This window comes from Nostoc sp. C052 (assembly GCF_013393905.1).
GTDB lineage: Bacteria > Cyanobacteriota > Cyanobacteriia > Cyanobacteriales > Nostocaceae > Nostoc.
This window is the reverse complement of the sequence record NZ_CP040272.1, coordinates 6,555,356-6,572,420: the sequence shown is the minus strand read 5'-3', so window position 1 is coordinate 6,572,420 and position 17,065 is coordinate 6,555,356. Positions and strand designations below refer to the sequence as shown.

General features: G+C 41.1%; 9 protein-coding genes and 1 pseudogene. 2 read left to right on the top strand and 8 right to left on the bottom strand.

Annotated features, from left to right (window positions below):
- Nucleotides 1-251 precede the first annotated feature (251 nt).
- Nucleotides 252-2,360, top strand: coding sequence for a M3 family metallopeptidase (locus FD723_RS27095; protein ID WP_179068130.1), 2,109 nt, complete (start codon nt 252-254; stop codon nt 2,358-2,360).
- 72 nt (nt 2,361-2,432) lie between these two features.
- Here the strand turns inward: FD723_RS27095 and FD723_RS27090 are convergent, their stop codons facing one another.
- The 6 genes and pseudogenes from FD723_RS27090 to FD723_RS27065 all read right to left on the bottom strand — a co-directional run bounded on the left by FD723_RS27090 (nt 2,433) and on the right by FD723_RS27065 (nt 12,653).
- Nucleotides 2,433-3,260 (bottom strand): DUF928 domain-containing protein, encoded by an 828-nt coding sequence (locus tag FD723_RS27090; RefSeq protein WP_179068129.1) that lies wholly within the window; start codon nt 3,258-3,260, stop codon nt 2,433-2,435.
- A gap of 247 nt (nt 3,261-3,507) precedes the next feature.
- Nucleotides 3,508-5,844, bottom strand: a complete 2,337-nt coding sequence (locus FD723_RS27085) for a CHASE2 domain-containing protein (RefSeq protein ID WP_179068128.1) — start codon at nt 5,842-5,844, stop codon at nt 3,508-3,510.
- A 183-nt stretch (nt 5,845-6,027) separates the two neighbouring features.
- Complete coding sequence (locus FD723_RS27080) at nt 6,028-6,996, bottom strand: DUF1822 family protein (RefSeq protein WP_179068127.1); 969 nt, start codon at nt 6,994-6,996, stop codon at nt 6,028-6,030.
- A 70-nt stretch (nt 6,997-7,066) separates the two neighbouring features.
- Nucleotides 7,067-9,721 (bottom strand): CHAT domain-containing protein, encoded by a 2,655-nt coding sequence (locus FD723_RS27075; RefSeq protein ID WP_372743770.1) that lies wholly within the window; start codon nt 9,719-9,721, stop codon nt 7,067-7,069.
- A 523-nt stretch (nt 9,722-10,244) separates the two neighbouring features.
- Entirely contained in the window at nt 10,245-10,895 is a 651-nt protein-coding gene (locus tag FD723_RS27070) for a sigma-70 family RNA polymerase sigma factor (protein WP_179068125.1), read from the bottom strand.
- A gap of 366 nt (nt 10,896-11,261) precedes the next feature.
- Nucleotides 11,262-12,653 (bottom strand): annotated as a pseudogene (locus FD723_RS27065) (DUF2079 domain-containing protein).
- A 78-nt stretch (nt 12,654-12,731) separates the two neighbouring features.
- On the opposite strand from FD723_RS27065, the gene FD723_RS27060 reads away from it, so the two are divergent.
- A complete protein-coding gene (locus FD723_RS27060) occupies nt 12,732-14,306 on the top strand; it encodes a glycosyltransferase family 39 protein (protein WP_179068124.1) in 1,575 nt (524 codons plus the stop codon).
- Nucleotides 14,307-14,363: 57 nt separating this feature from the next.
- On the opposite strand, the gene FD723_RS27055 is transcribed toward FD723_RS27060, so the two are convergent.
- Both FD723_RS27055 and FD723_RS27050 read right to left on the bottom strand, forming a co-directional pair.
- Nucleotides 14,364-15,743 (bottom strand): DUF2079 domain-containing protein, encoded by a 1,380-nt coding sequence (locus FD723_RS27055; protein ID WP_179068123.1) that lies wholly within the window; start codon nt 15,741-15,743, stop codon nt 14,364-14,366.
- Between the two features lie 41 nt (nt 15,744-15,784).
- Nucleotides 15,785-16,993 carry a hypothetical protein gene (locus FD723_RS27050; RefSeq protein ID WP_179068122.1) on the bottom strand — a complete coding sequence of 403 codons (1,209 nt, stop codon included), beginning with the start codon at nt 16,991-16,993 and terminating at the stop codon, nt 15,785-15,787.
- Between the last annotated feature and the right edge of the window lie 72 nt (nt 16,994-17,065).

Below are 17,065 nucleotides of genomic sequence, written 5' to 3'. Positions count from 1 at the left end.
AGAACTGCGGAGTAAACAAAGGGGACAGATGAGATGAGGAAGAATAACCCAATCCCCCATCCCCAATCCCCCAACTTATTGTTCAAAGACCAAACAAAATAGCTATATCGGGATACTTTTGTGAGTAATTCTCGCTTTTTTTGCCTTTTTAGCAGAATTGCAATACTAAATAGCACAGCGATCGTTACATTAGAAGATATATAAATAAAAATCATTGTTGATTTTTGTTCGTTCGCAGTTCACACAAAATCATGAGTGCAAGTACCATTATTTCCCATAATCCCTTACTCCAAGGCAATGGTTTACCTCCCTTTGCAGAGATTAAACCAGAACGAGTAGTACCAGCCTTCAATCAGTTGTTGGCAGAACTTGACCAGCACCTTGCCACCTTAGAGGCTAATGTACAGCCTACTTGGAGTGATTTAGTAGAACCCTTAGAAAAGCTGACAGAACGGCTTACCTGGAGTTGGGGGGTGGTAAATCATTTAATGGGTGTTAAAAATAGCCCGGAACTGCGCGAAGCTCATGAAATTGTACAGCCGCTAGTCGTACAATTTATCAACAAGCTCGGTCAAAGCCAACCCATCTACAATGCTTTTAAAGCACTCCGTAGCAGTGATAGTTGGTCAACTTTAGAATTAGCCCAACAGCGGATTGTTGAAGCTGCCATTCGAGACGCAGAGCTTTCTGGTGTTGGTTTACAAGGAGAAGCAAGAGATCGTTTCAACGCCATTCAGATGGAGTTGGCAGAACTTTCGACCAAATTCTCTAATCATGTACTTGATGCCACAAAAGCCTTTAGCTTAACCCTGACAACAAAAGCGGAAATTGACGGTTTACCACCAAGTTTGGTAAGTTTAGCCGCCCAAGTTGCTCGTGCGGCTGGAGAAGAAAAGGCCACACCAGAAAATGGCCCCTGGCGCATTACTTTAGACTTCCCCAGTTTCGGCCCTTTCATGCAGCACAGCACCCGTCGAGATTTGCGTGAAAAGCTCTACAAAGCTCATATCACTCGCGCTTCTAGTGGCGATTTAGATAATAATCCGTTAATTGTGCGTATTTTGGAGTTACGGCAAGAACTCGCAGATTTACTTGGTTTTAAGAGTTTTGCTCAGTTGAGCCTTGCCAGTAAAATGGCTCCTAATGTTGAAGCAGTGGAAGCACTATTAGAAGAACTACGTCAGGCTAGTTATGATGCTGCTGTCAAAGATTTAAAAGAACTCCAAGCTTTTGCTGCATCTTATGGAGAAGAATCTCAAGATTTAAAACACTGGGATATCAGCTTTTGGGCAGAACGCCAACGAGAAGCAAAATTTGCTTTTACTGCTGAAGAATTGCGTCCCTACTTTCCCCTTCCTCAAGTACTAGATGGCTTGTTTGGACTTGTCAAGCGGTTGTTTGGTGTGACTGTAACTCCAGCCGATGGTCAAGCTCCAGTGTGGCATGAGGATGTCCGTTATTTCCAAATAGCTGATGAAACTGGTTCTCCCATAGCCTACTTCTATTTAGACCCCTACAGCCGTCCAGCAGAAAAGCGTGGTGGTGCTTGGATGGATGTATGCATCAATCGTGCCAAAATCACTGAAAATGGTGCATCTAGCGTTCGGTTGCCTGTGACTTATTTGATATGTAACCAAACTCCTCCAGTAGATGGCAAGCCGAGTTTGATGACTTTCTATGAAGTAGAAACTTTGTTCCACGAGTTTGGTCATGGATTGCAGCACATGCTCACCAAGGTTGATTATGTTGGAGCCGCAGGCATCAATAATGTGGAATGGGATGCAGTGGAACTACCTAGTCAGTTTATGGAAAACTGGTGTTATGAGCGACCTACTTTGTTTGGCATGGCTAAACATTACGAAACTGGAGAAGCTCTACCGGAACATTATTATCAAAAGCTGCTAGCGGCGCGTAATTATATGAGTGGTACTGCGATGTTACGGCAAATTCACTTTAGCAGTATTGATTTAGAATTACATTACCGTTACCGTTCTGGTAGCGATGAAACTCCGGCAGATGTGCGTCATCGCATAGCTAAAACAACTACCATCTTACCACCACTTCCAGAAGATTCAATGTTATGTGCTTTCGGGCATATTTTTGAGGGTGGCTATGCAGCTGGTTACTACAGTTACAAGTGGGCTGAAGTACTGAGCGCTGATGCTTTTGCCGCTTTTGAAGAAGCTGGGCTAGAAGATGAGGAAGCTGTAAAAGCGACAGGTGGACGTTATCGAGATACAGTGCTGGCCCTCGGTGGTAGCAAGCATCCAATGGAAGTGTTTAAAACTTTCCGGGGTCGTGAACCGAGTACGATCGCTTTGCTGAGGCACAATGGTTTAGTGAGTGCGGCTGCAAACTAAACAACACCTCTGTAGAGACGTTGCAATGCAACGTCTCTACATCACAATTTTTAACTGAAAATTTTTTCGAGTTTAAGGTGTCCCTGGAAGAATGGATTCTGCTGCAACATCATCTAAGCGGATGCTGCGTAGTAAATTTAGCCACTCTGCTTGCAGTGCCGCATCTTGAGGATTTTTTTGACGCAGTTCAGCCAGCGTTGTCAGTGCCTCGTACCATATTCCTTTTTGGGCATAGATTGCATAGCGCTTTAGAGGTTCTGTGGTTTCTAGTTCTTTGACTGTTTCTGCACTCAGGTTCACTCGTTTTATTACCCCTTCAACGTAAGTCGGGGGCGAATTCTTTTCTTTGTCACAGTTAATGGTAAAAAACCAGCGGTATTGTTTGTCTACTGCTAAAGCCGGAATATTCGTAGGCAAAGAAACGCGGATGACTCCTGGTTTATCTGGTAGAGCGATCGCTTTTCGGTAAATCTCCTTAGAATCTTTAGAGTCAGGATCTTCTTGCAGTACAAATTCAACTATATATGGCAAATCTTTGGTATATGGCACATAGAAAAACCAACTTGGGTGTTCTACTGTTGTTTGTCCCCAGACATTAACTACTGAGTTAGCTTCCTGAGTAAAAGGTACTAAAGCAGTCAGGTCAAGTTTGGTAATTTTACATCCAGCCGGCCCGCGTTTCGCTCCACCACGAACCCGACCGCCAGGAGCAGGGCCAGGTGGAATTGGAGGTTGATTAAAGCTGGTAACTTGAGCCAGGGTTGTTTTAGTCTGAGAGCCATCGCTACGTGAAGAATCAAGAGTTGGTTTCGCTAGTACTGGAGTTAGGCTAACTAATAAATTTGTACAGCTAAAAGCTAATACTAAAAACAGTTTTACTGGTTGTGAATTTGAATTCATAAAAACCTTGCCTTATACGATTTTAGATTTTAAATTGGGTATTAGTTATCGTAAATTAAAGGGTTTAAGACCTCTACCTCTACATGTAGCACCCATTTCAGTCGGTGTTTGTCTTGATAAATCGCTCCACTTGGGCAAAGCCCAAGACCGCGTTTCTCGCTAAATCCTCGTCTGAGATGTCTTTAATTTTGAATTTTGTTAGCGCAGCGTTAGCGAGTCTGCGAGCGTCATTTTGAATTTTGAATTGTTAATCTCCCCCACTTCCCTGTTGGTCTGTTTTTGAATTATAAATTGACATCAATCCCCCCATAGCTACTAGCGATAAAGCTGACGGGACAAACGGTACCCAAGCACCCGAAATTAACAGGCCAAAGCAAACTACATACAAAAAGCTAGAAGTAACACCAACTGCGAACGCCAACCAGGGTAATGAAAACCTGCGCCAAGCTAAGACTCCCCCTACCAAAGACCAGCCCCAAATCCACGCCACCTCAACCCAGAATGACCAAGCCTGCAATAACGGCCGTCCATCTTGGACTGCACTGAGGATCTGGCTGACCATGTGAGCTTGTACTAACACTCCTGGCATTTGCTCATCTAAAGGAACGCCATAAGGTGTTGGCCAGGTATCTGGAGAATCCCCCTTTGCCACTACACCAATGAGAACAATTCGGTCTTTAATGGCGCTGGGGTTAATTGGACTAGATAAAAATTGTGTTAGCTTTACCTGTTCGGCTATCTCTTTTGATGAACGATAGTTGAGTAAGATTTGACCACCATTAGCATCAATATTTTGATAGCCGCCAGTACGACGCTTCAGATTCGGAAAAATAGTTTTATCCAGATGTAAATTCCCTTCTGGGGTGAACTTCGTTTGAATTCCTAAAGGGCGCAGATAGAGGGAGGCTAGTTGTAAACTGAAGGCATAAGGAGCAGAACACAAGGATGTTGTCTCCTGATTCATAAACAGAAGTTGCCGACGAATCACACCATCGCGATCGTGAATAAAGTCACTGAATCCCAAATTTCCTGGGGGGATTTCTGGGGGTGGCTTAATACCTTTGATATTTCCTGTACTATCACTCCCCTTGCATACACCAATCAAGTTTTGAGTTTGTTGGAGACGAGTAATTAAATCTGGTTCTTTAGCAGAAAAATCACGGTAGATATCTAAGCCGATCGCACGGGGTTGGTATTGATTCAGTTTTGCCAGGAGTTTATTGAGAGATTTTTCGGAAATGGAAGCTCCGATCAAAGATTCGTTATTTTGTCTTTGAATTGCCAGATCGTCATCGTCAATTGTGATTATCAGCAATCGGGAATCGAGACCTTCGGCAGGGCGCGATCGCATCATTAAGTCAAAGGTTTGAATCTCTAGATTTTCTAAAAATCCCAACCATCTCATCCCACAAACCAAGACTGTAATTGCCAAACTGGGTAACAAAGCTGTCCGAAATTTGCGTTTGGTAGGCAAGGGTAAATTTGGTTTATCTTCTTCAGTTTTTACAGACCTTAATTCATCCCAAGTAGGTGGCATCTGGGCTGGATTTTGGCAAATCACTGGTAGCCAAGTCGCACAAGGAAATCGATCTTCAAGTCCTTGCAAGCGTTCTCGCGCTTGGCGTACCGCTTGATATAAAGACTCACCACCTGCAAAGCCTTCGAGAAAATACTTTAAAAATTCTTTGGCAACCTGGTCTGGTACAGGTTCGCGCATGACGATTATTTGAGGAATTTGCAAATCAGCCAATTCTCGCGCCAAACCTAATCCATCACAGGAGTTGAATATAGCTAATTGCAAGCCGTTTTCAATGGCCTTCTTGAGAGCATACTTTAACTCGCCAATGGTCAGACTATCAGTTTTATTCAGGTAAATTCGTCCGCTTTCTCCATTTTTGTTACTAGAACTGTGTCCGGCAAAGAAGAGAATATCCCAGTTTTTTCCCCAGAGATGGTCAGTCAATTCTTTACGCGGCGGTTCTACTAAAAAACTGACTTCTGCATTACTACACTGTTGCAGTAAAGCTTGATCGGCTTGGGTGTCAATCCCCTTACTGTTGCCCACAATTGCCAAAATGTTGACTGATTGATTGGGAGTGCGTGGCTTGTGAATGCGATCGTAAGATGGTGAAGAAAGGGCAATTTCAGCCTTGGGGTAGCGTTCTAACAAGTCCCACAGATGCCAGGGTAATAGCTGTAATTGGCTATTTTCGGTTTGTAAAATTACCCGGATTTCGTCTGTAGACGACAATCTTTCTAACCATTTCTCTCTCAAAGGGCGAAACTCTTCCGATCGCAGCCAGGTATTAAAGCGTGCCCGCAAAATATGAGAAGTGTTTTCGCAGTCTTGAATCATCGATACATTAGTTACCTGCATTTTGTCAGCATGGAGGCGATAACGATTGCCTATTTGCCGATAACTAGACTGCCAATGACTATAATAGAGCGGCATTTCAGGAAATGAAGGTAGCTTCCCTGTAATTTCTGTTGCAGCACGCTCGTGTTCTTCACCAATTTGGAGAGTGACAGCAAATCCTTGCTCAAAACTACCCTCTCCGAATTTCATTATCACTAACTTACCCATAACCGTCGTTATCTCCCTATGCAAGATCGCGCCCTGTTCTAATGTCTCATAACAAGCTCCACAAGCATCTACAGACTTTTCTCAAAATCCCCAAAAGCCAGCTTGAATTTTTAATTTTTAGTTTTTAATTAACCAATTACCACTTAATAACTTACTGACAAAAAGGGAAGATAGTTACACAATTCAAATTCGGAAATGTTCGGTAATACTAGTATTATCCAAGGCTACCCTAACGCTAAATTGCTCTGTGGGTTCACCACGGAACTGCAACTGAATGTAATTGTCCGATCTTCGAGATTGAGCATCTAGAAATACTGCTCCCGAACTATCTAGAACAGTGAGATGAACTCCTGGTGGCAAATAGATTTGATTGCCAGTGGCGTGCAATTGGAGATGAATACTAGTTTGTTGATCTTTTTCGGAGCTAATTTCCACAATTAACATGACTGGTTGGTTAAGAATTTGGATACCCAAATCAATCAGTTTTGCCCGTTTTGTAGTTGATTCTGGTCGATTAAGGGTCTCTAATTCCAAAGTTTCAATGCTGCGAAAGGCATAAGTTGGTCTGAGTTCTGGCATATTCCACAGAGATTCAATAGTTTGCCAGCCAGCCTCAAATACACCAGCAAACCACTGACTCAAATTCACTAGTGAATTCACTGGAGATTGACGCAGTTGCCATAAATGATCGATAAACGCTTCCAATGGTTGCAGTTGCGCTAAAGGCAGTGTTTCAGTTGCGACACTAGGGATAAAACCAAGCAGCCTCGCTTCTTGGAGCGATTCATCAAATTGAACTACTAAATAACCTACTCGTTCTTCCCAAGTTTCTGGAGGAATAGAACATATTTGCTGATGTAGATGGACGGGGCGACACTCCAGACGACCAATTGAGGGTACATCTAAGTCAGCAACATTCCCACAAAAGCGCATGATGGGGTTCCAACTGTCACTAGCTTGAAGATCAGTTGGAATATCCATCATCTGCAAGTAGTCATTTACCACCCATACAGCTAGAGTATTCAACCGGACTTGCTCTGCTTTTTCAGGGTTTGGCTGCTGGTTAGCAAATTGCTGGGCAGTTATGCGAGCTCTTTGGGAAATCGGCAATGTTAAAGCGAAATCGTCTAGCTGATAGGTGGAGTTATTCATAAGTCAATCTTGAGTGATCAATGCTGCTATGTTACATATCAGCTGCATTCACTAAATTTATGCCACAAAATTACAACCAATTCCCAATCAACACATAGGCAGACCAAAAGCTTGGTGCATGATAGTTGGGATGTTTCAACAGTTGTAGCTGGGCACGGTGGACTGCTTCGGCTTTGGTGATTTTGCCACTCTTGAGTTCTCGATAGAAGGCACTCACAAACATCGCTGTTGATTCATCATCAATTTGCCATAGGGAAGCTATGGTACTGCGTGCCCCGGCTCGTACAGCTGCTCCTGCTAGACCGAGTGATGCACGACTGTCTCCTGCTGCTGTCTGGCAAGCACTCAAAACTAATAGTTCTACTATGGCTTTACCCTGACTGCGGAAGAGAGTATCAAAATCTTTGACGTTGATCTGACCATCGAAATCTAAAATAAAAGTGTCTTCAAGGCGAGAACTAAACTGACCGTGGGTTGCCAAATGCACTATGTTGAATGAAGCAGCACTAATTTCACTTTCTAAATTCTTTTTCTTAAAATTTCCATCCATGAGGCTGGTTGTCGTAACTCCGGCTTTAATAATGCCGTCAAACTCAGATTTAATCGCTAGCAATGGTGCAAATTTGGTAAATCCTGGCGGTGGCTGAGTCAGTCCTGCTGTTAGCGCTCTGAGTTGCTGCTTTACTAGCGGTTTTGGGTCTAGGAGTTGCAAACCTACGCTGAGAGCGATCGCATATTTCTCTACTAAGTATTGTTGACCATCGTAGAGTGCTGCCATTGGGAGGTTGCGTAATGGGCCATCTAAGACGAATACTAGGGTATCAACGCCACTTTTTTGCAGTTGTGACTCAATGGGTTTCAGCAGCCAGTTATAAACTTCTTGCGATTGGGTTTGGACGATCTTAGTAGCAGTGGGATTGACAAGATTTCTTCGCAGTTCTACTAAGAGTTTCTCTACTTCTGCTTGGGAAATCTTGGTGCTGTGGCTTTGCAGAGATTGTTTGGGAATTTTGACAATTACCTGGAGTTCGTCACGAAGAATAATTGGATAAAGGATGGCAGCCTTGGAATTATTTTGGTCTACCAATTTATCTAGGGCTACTTTTTGTCCTTGCAGACAAGCTTCTTGGAAGAAGTCGTCTAATTCTGCTAGTTGGAGTGCTTCAATGCGATCGCGTGCTTTATCTAATATTTCTTCATTTGGTTTTCCCTGTTGGGATTTTAGCAGTAATTCTACTGACTGGCGGTAGACGGGTTCTACACTGTCCCGGAAGTTGAATTGTATATCCTGGTTCACGACATCTTTATTCACTACTAAATCTCTGCGGAGAGACTGGAGAGTGTCTACAGCCGCATCATAAGCGGCGATCGCACCATTAATATCTTTGGTTGCCCACAGCAATCTACCTAACTGCCACTCCAAGCTATAGGTAATTTCTGGGGCATTACTACTCTGCGCTAAAGCTAATCCTTGCCGAGTCAGGTCTTGCGCCTCTGACCACTGCCTAGTTTCTTCGTACAAGCTGCCTAAACTCTTCAAAGCATAAGCCTCCGCCCGCTTATCCCCTAAACTGCGGGATTGCTGGATGGCACTGGCGAGTAACTTTGCTGAGTCTTTGGTGCTGAGTCCTGAGTAATAATTATTTCTGGATGCTTGCAATACACCACTCTTGACTTTTGCTAAACTTTGTGAAAAGTTAACACGAGCGTAAATACTTGCACGGCTGAGGGGGAGTTGGTCGAGTTGGGACTCAATCAATGGCAAGAGACTTTGAACCTTTGCCCATTGTTGATCTTCAATTAGTAGTGCCAGGTGATTTAGTTGGGCTTGAATTTTTGTCAGGGGTGAGGGAGATGCTGCAACTGTTTGTTGATAATAGGCGATCGCTTGTTGTTTTTCCTGTTGTTTACGGGCATGATTTCCCAAGCTGAACAGACTAGCCCCAATATCAGCGCTAGATTGCAGGTTTTGAGCAATTCTCAAACTTTCTTCTAATGCTTGGCGTGACTTTTTCAAATCACCCAATACCAAAAGAGCATCACCGAGCGATCGCCAACTCACTGTTTTTTCTATAGAATCTGGTTGAGATTTTAATGTCTGACTAACTCGATCGAGTGTTTTGACGGCGCGGGGGTAAAATCCTTGGGTGCGCCACGCCTGCGCTTGATTGATTAGCGATCGCACCACACCACTTTGATTATCTACTTGCTTGTAAATTTCTTCCGTCTGCTGCCAAGTTGCTAAAGCTGCTTCGGACTGTCCCATTGCCAGTTGTAGACGGCCTTGAATATCTAATGATTGGGCAAATATTTGCGAATTTTGGTTTTTATCCTGTCCTTTCAGCAAATCTAAGCTCTCTGTAATTGCCTGCTGCGCTTGACTCCATACACCAAGTTGCTGATAAGCTAAAGAAAGATTACTCAGTGTCGCTGCTAGTTTGAGATTATCCCCTTGCTGTTTATATGCTTGGACAGCTTCTTGCAATACTTCTACAGCTTTCGCAAAGTTACCAGCACTGTATAAAACTTTTCCCTGTTGTAATAATGAAGCGGGATCGGTGGTGACAGCTAGCGATATCAGGCTGTTAATTGACAGTTGCGATGATGAATTGATTGAACTAGGAACTTTTGCTAGCACCGGTGAACCGATAATGCATACTAAAGCGATCAGGAAGTAAAAAGGCAAAGATAAAAAGTGAGCCAGTGCAGTTTTTTTGGTTTCCAAAATGAGTGATTGGCTAACTCTGAAGGGGTAAAAAATCCTGCAACATAGGGAAAATACGCGACGCCCTAGCCCCTTTTGTATTTTAACTTTTACAGAATTAGCACCAAAAATCCTAGTTGTTTTAGCCATGACCACGACAAGAGGTAGATGATAACCAGGAGCGTACAGGATGAACTATAAGGACTTCCAAATAAAAAAATATCCAATTAACTCTTGTGGGGTGGGCGTCTCGCCCGCCCAGTCCGTATGGCGGGCAGGATGCCCACCCCACAATATTGGATAATTTATTTCTTGGAGTTCCCATAGGTGCTTGGGCTACCAGAGTAATAGTACCATTCCTCTCTCTCACCTATCCCTAAGCTTCCACAATCTTATTTATCACCAAAGAGTGAGTTTCTCGGCTGAAAATGGAAAGATTCAACAGTACTACTTCTTACTCAGGACTCAGCACGGGCTAAACCTTAGCTATCCGCTAACAGCACAGACTCAACACCCCGCTACTGCTAACAACACTCATCACCCATCATAATAATCCCTCCAATTCTGCGAATTTACGCAAACGCGGTAGACATTGGCGCTGATAAAAACTGCTTAATGTGGGAATTGACAGCCCAAATTCTTCAGATAATTCTCTCCAGCTAACTTCTGGGGGTAAGCGTTTGAGAATTAACACCTGACAATTCACATCTGGACGCCCTTTAATGTAAATACTGCGTAGTTCTCCATTAGAATCTGTCTGCGCCCACATCTCCAAATCTTCCAGAATTGGAGGTGCTTGGGGACTAGCCGGGAGGTTATCTATAGGATCAATGGCTTCACTTATTCCACCTGATGTAGACTGACGAATTCTCTGAGGAACTGTTGTGGCTTGTTCCCGATTCTGATTAAGGTAAAAGTCTTGTAGTCTCCTTCTTAGGTAGGCATTCAGCCAAGTGATCACACTGCCATAATTGGGATCGTAGATTTGACCTGTCAAACCTTCACAAACATTGCGACAGAAATACAACCAAGTTTGTTGTAGTGCATCTTGATAGTAGGGAGTAGTTTCTCTCCAGAGTCTACTTGCTGTCAAGCGAATAATTTGCGTGAGCAACTTCTGACGCTGAGGGCTTCCAGGTTTGTGTCCACAGGCTTCTGTAACTAAGCGGCGTAGCTGTTCATCGAATGGAACCATGACAATCTTGGCGAAGAAAGCAAGAATATCTTAGTATTGCGTATAACAACGCACTAAAGAATTACCTTTCGTCAAGATGGGATATCTTTTTCAACGGGAGTATCGTATGTCGTCTCCTGCCTGAACTGGGAAGATGAAGAAGAATTCAGAATTCAGGAATCAGAATTCAGGAGTCAGAATAAAATGCAACGCCCGAATACTTAGTATCATAGACTCGCTCTAAGCGGAGTTATACCGTTCGCGTTAGCGTCTCTGAAAGAGAAGGCTTTGTACTACGCTATTGGCCACTTGTACAGAATACCAACTTAATTCTGATGACTGACGTATGTATTCTACTTCGATAAAAAGTTATCCAAAAACTGCTGCTTAAGCAACTTTGACAAATAAATAAACCTCATCACGCTGATATTTCAACTGGAATTCTTGATTATTTTTCAGTTGATTTACCAAGCTAACAGCAAACTCGTGACTACTTAACCAGCCAGGATGGCGGACATTGAGCAATACATAATTAAAAGCATTTAAATCAGCCGATGGAGAATCGCTATTTGTAAACGTAATAAATTTTCGGTGGCTTAAATGCGCGGAAATTTCTCCTGTGGTGTAAACACTTCCTTGAGTTTGAATCTGAGCGATCGCTTGTTTTGTAGCTTGCCAAGTATCTATAGATTCTAAGTATCTGCCTCCAAAATACGTAAATTTTGCCAGACTCAAAAACGCCACCAATTACCACAGGATAATCGCTCGTTTATTTTGTAGCCATCCCCTACCTGCGGCGAGGCTGGAAATTACAGCCAACAACAGGAATGGGAGGGCTGGAATAGAGTACTGATGTACCAAGTCTTTTTGAGGTTGGTAATCAGCTAAAATGTTGAGCGCCAAACAAGGAATAGCACCTACCAAAGGTTTTATTCCTTGTGGGGAAAGCCCCCAAATTACAGGTGCTAGCAGCAAAACCAAATATTCCAGGTTATTCAGTGAAAAAACCTTTCCCCAGATCAGTCCTGGCTGAAACGCTATATTTTTCGCAATGCCTAGAACCGAATTACCTAAGTAACTGTAACGTCCTACTGCTGCTGCTTCTGCACCGCTAAAAAAAGGAATAATTACCTGACTAGCAAGCAAGAACCATACCACACCAGCAGCAAGAGCGATCGCACCATATAAACGCCGCTTTTCAAACAACAGTAACCAAACTCCCATTGCAGCAACGGTGAGAGATAATACCTCCTTACATCCCAAGACCAGGAAAATACTGAAACAAAACCATCCTACATGACCTAACCGTGCTGCTAAAACCGCCGCCAATAGTAGTGGTACAGCTATCACTTCTGGGTGGAAATCAAATAAATTGACGTTAAACACCAACGGATACAGGAGATATACAAGCGCGATCGCGATTGTTTGACTTTCCTTGAGTCCAGCTTGACGCGCTAGATGCCAAGTTGGTAAAGCACCTAATGCCAAGGCAGCTGCCTGCACAGCAAATAACCAGTAAACACTGGGGTATATTTTATACAGTAAAGCCAAGGGATAGAATATCCAAGCAGCATGATCGCCGAGAATATGAAAACCCATGAAAGAACTAATAGGCGGTTCCCCTTGACTAATTAAATAAACCGCTTGGTCAAAAATACCTAAGTCAAAAGCGGTTGATTGAAATAACTCATGTCGTAAGCTGCTGCATGCAAACAAAATTAAGGCACTCACGCTAATTATCCAACCAAGATAACCAAACTGATTCAATTTTTTCCTCATACCAGCAAAAAAGTTTTCACTGTGAGTATTTTAGATTGCATAATTAGCAATATTATTCACTACGATTATCAGACCTAGATGTATAGCATAAATATTGTAAATCTATTCACAAAAAGAACTATCGTATTCCAAGAAAAAGAATGGTTATTTAGCTTACTGGTAATATCTCTAGTTATCTGGCTGATATTTTTAGGAAACTCCCCTTTACGAGATTGGGATGAAGGTACTTACGCTATAGTGTCCAGAGAAATTTACCGTACTGGTAACTGGCTTTATCCAACTATTCAGGGAGAACCATTTTTATTAAAACCGCCTTTGATGCAATGGTTAATTGCTTGCTGCTACCACTTAGTAGGAGTACAAGAATTCACCACACGCTTACCTGGTGCAGTTTTAACTGCCTTGGGAGTGCCTTTGCTTTACTTGGTGGGGCGTTTGGCCTTTCAGCAAAGTTTACCGGCTCTCTTTGCTGCTTTAGTTTACTTGACAATGTTGCCTGTGGTGCGTCATGGACGACTAGCAATGTTAGATGGGATGACTATTTCTTTTTTCTTGCTGTTGCTGTTTTGTCTTTTGAAGGCACGTCAGAACCGAAAATATGCTCTAGGGGTGGGATTTTGTCTGGGGTTAATTATTCTGACTAAGGGAATGATAGTTTTGCTGTTGGGGGCGATCGCCTGTTTATTTTTGTTTGCCGATCGACAATTAGCTTTGTTAAAAAGTCCCTATTTATGGGTAGGAATTTTGTTAGGAAATGCCCCGGCGATCGCTTGGTATATTGCTCAGTGGCAACATTATGGAAATACTTTCTTAGAAGTGCATTTTCAAGCACAAGCCTTTGACCGCCTGGTACAAACCGTTGAAGGTAATAGCGGGCCTGTTTGGTACTATTTATTAGAATTACTTAAATATGGTTTTCCCTGGCTATTATTTTTACCTGGAGGGCTTTATCTAGCTTGGAAGGAACGTCATCATACTTGGGGTTCTCTAGTTCTGTTAGGTACAATTATTTACTTAGGAACTATTTCTTTGATGAGAACTAAATTGCCCTGGTATGTCATGCCTGTATATCCATTTTTAGCTTTGGCAATTGGTGCTAGACTTAGCAAAATTTGGCAACATGGTAATTTTCAGGTAAGAACTTGGAGTATATTTCTGACTATTATTGCTGTTGCTGGTTTAGGAGGTTGTGTTTACTTTTATCTGAAACAACAGCCTATTTTGATAGTCATGAGTATTATTTTGACAATAAGTATGGGTATCGCAGCATGGCTAATTAAAAAGCGCGATCGCAACTTTATTCCAGTGTTATTTACAGGGATGTATTTAGTTTTAGCACTATTAATGAGTTCGCAATCTTGGATTTGGGAATTAAAGGAAGCTTTCGCAGTTAAACCAGTAGCAGAATTAATTCGGGCAAATGTTTCACCAGGAACACAAATTTATACTTCTTTTGCTTATGGGCGTCCTAGCTTGGACTTTTACAGCGATTGCAAGGTAACTGCTGCAACTGTGCCAATTTTACAAAAAATGTTATCTAATAAATCTTATTTGCTATTAGATAATACGACTTTAAAGCAAATAAATCTATTTGAACATGGAGTTATAGGCACTGCTGATAACTTTACTCTTATTTCACCTTCAATTAAATAATACATGATAGCTATTTTTGAAAAAATGTCCAAGATAGTTATATGAATATGATTTTAACTAATATTTTTTTTCAAAAAGATATACATCATTTTGTTGATATTCTAATTTAAATTTAGACTGATTTTTCAAAATATTTACTAAGCTTGAAAGAGATTCTGAACTTGCAGCCCACCCTGGATGTCGGACATTGAGTAAGATATAATGAAACTTCTTTAATTCAGCAATATCTTGAGAAGGATTATATTTAAAGCTAATCAACTGTCTATGCGTTAAATGTGGAGTAATTATATCTGTAGTCAGAACACTATCTTTAGTTTTAACTAGAGCGATCGCTTCTTTTGTGGCTGGCAAATTATCGAGATTATGGAGATATCTTGAGCTAAAGAAACCATATTTACCTAAAACCAAAAACCAAACTAAAGACCACAAAACAATTGCTCGTTTTTTTGGTAGCCATGCTTTACCTGCTGCTAGGCTGGCAATTCCGACTAAAACAAGAAATGGAATTGCTGGTAAAGAGTAATGCAAAACTAGGTTTTTTTGCGAAGGATGATCGGCAAGTAAATTTAGTGCTACACAAGGAATTATACTTATCAAAGGTATGATATATTGTGGTCTTAAAGCCCAAATAACAGGTAATAATAAAAAACATAAATATTCTAAATTTAGAATTGAAAAAAGGTTGTTAAAAATGATTTTCGGTTGAAATAGTAAGATTTGTAGCATTTCGGAAAAGGAGTTTCCCAAATAGCTATAGCGATAAAGATGACGGTTAAGTAAGGCTGCTTCACTACCAAAATGAGGGATGATAATCCAGTTAGCAATCAAAAACCATATTGTCCCACTAATAATAGCGATCGCACCATACAAACGCCGCTTTTCAAACAAGAGTAGCCAAATCCCCATAGCCACTACAGTCAGGGATAATACGGCCTTACAACCTAATACCAAAAGAATACTAACGCCAAACCAAGCTATTTTTCTCGATCTAGCAGCCAAAACTGCTGTTAAAAGTGCGGGGACTGCGATCGGATCTGGGTGAAAATCACATAGGTTGCTATTGTAGACCACCGGGTACATTAGATATATAGCTACCATTGCAACTGCTAAATTTTCTTTTAAACCTGCTTGCAGCGCCAGAAGATATGTAGGTAAAGCACCTAATGCTAAAGCAATAGACTGTACTGCAAACAGCCAATAAACACTAGGGTAAATTTTGTATAGTAAAGCCAAAGAATATAAAATCCAAGCAGCATGATCGGCTAAAACATGAAAACCAATTACAGAAGAAACTGGCGCTTGTCCTTGACTAATTAGGTAAATACCTTGGTCAAAAAATGCTAAATCCCCAGAAGAATTAAATAATTCGTGTCGTAAACTGCTGGAGATAAATAAAATCAAGGTACTAATGCCGATAATTGCTCTGATCTTATTCATTTTTGGCAGTTGTTCTATTATTAAAATTCTGCTTGCACTTACTACCAATTTTTATTGATATTTGAGGACAATCCAGATTGTAATTTCGGATAAATTATATCAGACTTTCGCACAACAAACCAGAGAGCAAAACCTAAAGGTATTGAAAACAACTGGATAAAGATGGGAGTTCCCAAATATCCAAAAAATGATGCCATTGGCACTATTATCCCTACCCAAAAATATCGGGGAAAATAAAAGGCAAAGATAATCGAAAGTATATCAGCAGTATAAAAATATCTTTCGTGCATTTTGGGTAGGATATATGGCATAAACAAAACTGATATGGTGGCTAAGTATATCAGCCTATCTTGAGTAATTTCTAGTCTACTTTTATAAACAATATATGCAAATAAAAATATTGCAGATATCGTTAAGGTTAAAGCTATAGGTACAACAATATTATAAAAATTGTTAGGAATCCATTGATAAAGATTAGGTGCGCCTTTAGCTAATTCCTTATATTTATTAGCTTGATTAAAGTAGACTAATAGCAATTCTTGTATTGGTCTTCCCATAAACCAAGGTGGTAAAACTGTAATGATATATACCGCCGGAATTAATGGTAGATAATACCAATGAATTCTTTTTTTGAGCAAAAGAGCTAATAATAAAGGTGCTAAAAACATAGCTTGCAACTTAAAAGAAAGTGCTACACCAAAACTGAGTAATGCCGGAATTTCTTTTTGAATAGATAAAAAGTAAAGACAGGCAATCAATCCTGTTGTATAGATAACGTCACATTGACCCCAGAGGGCACTATTATATATAACAGTTGGACTCAAGATAACTGCCAAAAAAGCAAAGATGGGTTTCCTACCCTCTGGATATTTTAGTCGGACAATTTTGTAAGTTAAAAATGCACAAAGAAAATCAACAGTCATAGCAAAAAGCTTGATTGCTAAAATTTTTGGCAATCCAGATAGCAAGGTAGCAGCAATTAAAATCCAGTAGAGATAAGAAGGTGTGTAATCGGCAAAACTATATTTTAGAGCGCTGATACCGCCATGAGATGCAATGAAATCATACCAAGGCGCTAAAAAATATTTATAATCCACCGATTTATTTGGAACACAGGCTAATCGAATCAGCACTGCTAATATTATGCCAATAGCTAAATATCCAGGAACAGGGAATGGGAGAGAGTTTAAGAGCCTATTGAACAGAGATTTCACTAATTTCAATAATGTCTTGTCAGAAGTTTTTGTCATAAATTATTGTATCAGTCAAGTTGGCAATGTCAAAATACTAAATCAGAATAAAACTAGCTCTGGCGACTAGAA